This is a genomic window from Microbacterium sp. H6 (genome assembly GCF_003314775.1).
GTDB lineage: Bacteria > Actinomycetota > Actinomycetes > Actinomycetales > Microbacteriaceae > Microbacterium > Microbacterium oxydans.
The window spans coordinates 1-1,435 of record NZ_QOAY01000161.1; the positions used below are offsets into that span (position 1 = coordinate 1).

Here is a 1,435-nt window from a genome sequence, read left to right on the forward strand (position 1 = left end):
AGCTCCAGACCCTCGTCGCCCGACAGAAGCCGCAGGATGGCCTCGAGCGCGCTCTTCACCCCGCCCGCTGCGGCGAGTCCGGGCGCTCCGACGCCGTCACGCTCGATCCGGCGGTCGGGGCCGGTGACGAGGACGCGGCACCGCGACTTGCCGAGGTCGACGGATGCCGTGACGCGTGCGTCCATGGGCCCTCCTCCGGATCGGCGAAAACGTCTGTGAAAAGAGCCTACATCGGAAGTAGACTCGGCAAAAAGAATTTACACCTCGCACCTCACACCTCGCACTCACCACGACGGAGGACGGCATGAGCATCCAGTCGACGATCGAGGCGGCAGCATCCACGCTGACCCCTTCCCTCGCCCGCATCGCCCTCGTCGTGCGTGAGAACCCCTCCGTCGTGATCGACAGCACCATCAACGAACTCGCCGCGGAGTGCGACACCTCCGTCGCGTCGGTCGTGCGCTTCTGCCGGGCGATCGGCTTCAGCGGGTACGCCCCGCTGCGCATGGCCCTGGCCTCCGAACTCGGCAAGGAGGCCGCCCAGTTCTCGGCACGGGGCGCCTACGGGTCGGAGATCTCGGAGTCGGACACCCTGCAGGAAGCGGTGTCGAAGGTCGCATCACTCGAACTGCTGGCCATCGAGGAGACCGTCGCGCGGCTCGACTTCGAGGTGCTCGAGGCTGCCGTCGACGCGATCGACCGCGGGGAGCGCGTCCTCCTCTACGGCCTCGGTGCCAGCCGCTTCGTGGCCGAGGACCTCAGCCACAAGCTGCTCCGTGTCGGACGCAACGCCCACATGCCCGCCGACCCCCACGAGGCCGTCGCCGTGTCGGCGCTGCCCACCGCGGGCACGGTCGCCATCGGCTTCTCGCACTCGGGTTCGACCCTCGAGACCGTGCGGTTCCTGGAGACCGCGCGTGCGAGCGGCGCGACCACGGTCGCGGTCACCTCCGCCAAGCACTCTCCGCTCGCCCGCGCGGCCGACCATGCGCTGTTCACCGAGGTGCGCGAGTCGAGCTTCCGCGCGGGGGCGATGGTGAGTCGCATCGCCCAGCTCACCCTCGTGGACTGCCTGTTCCTCGGCGTCGCCAAGCGCCGCTACGCCGAGACGGTCGACGCGCTGCAGCGCACCGGCCAGGCGACCCGAGAGCTTCGCGGCTGAGCGATCTCACCCGAGTGCCGCCGCCGTCGGAATGTCGGTGGCCCATGATGGACTGAGTCCATGAACGCACTGCTCGACGCGACGGACACCCAGATGGCGATGCTCGCCGATCTGGTCGCGTCGCTCGAAGCGGCGGAGGCCACGCTGAGCAGCATGCACGCCGCTCGCGACGGCATGCTGGCGATGGCAGGGCGCCTCGCCGTCGACATCGCCCGCGCCGCGGAGCACCCCGACCGGGGAGACATGGCGATCCGCGCCGTGGCCGCCGAGATC

General features: G+C 70.0%; 2 protein-coding genes and 1 pseudogene. 2 read left to right on the plus strand and 1 reads right to left on the minus strand.

Annotated features, from left to right (window positions below; all coding sequences use genetic code 11):
- On the minus strand, nucleotides 1–185 hold a 185-nt coding region (locus DSP71_RS10190), incomplete at its 3' end, for a hypothetical protein (RefSeq protein ID WP_147251283.1).
- Nucleotides 186–304: 119 nt separating this feature from the next.
- Between DSP71_RS10190 and DSP71_RS10195 the strand changes: the two genes are divergently transcribed.
- Together DSP71_RS10195 and DSP71_RS10200 are read left to right on the plus strand one after the other, a co-directional pair.
- The gene (locus tag DSP71_RS10195) at nucleotides 305–1,162 is read left to right on the plus strand and encodes a MurR/RpiR family transcriptional regulator (RefSeq protein WP_058632418.1); all 858 of its coding nucleotides are present in this window, start codon (nucleotides 305–307) and stop codon (nucleotides 1,160–1,162) included.
- 60 nt (nucleotides 1,163–1,222) lie between these two features.
- Nucleotides 1,223–1,435, plus strand: a pseudogene (locus DSP71_RS10200) (HNH endonuclease); the annotation flags it as partial.

Excerpts from the sequence above, each read along its gene's own strand:
- DSP71_RS10195 (WP_058632418.1), top strand. The coding sequence starts at position 305 with ATGAGCATCCAGTCGACGATCGAGGCGGCAGCATCCACGCTGACCCCT.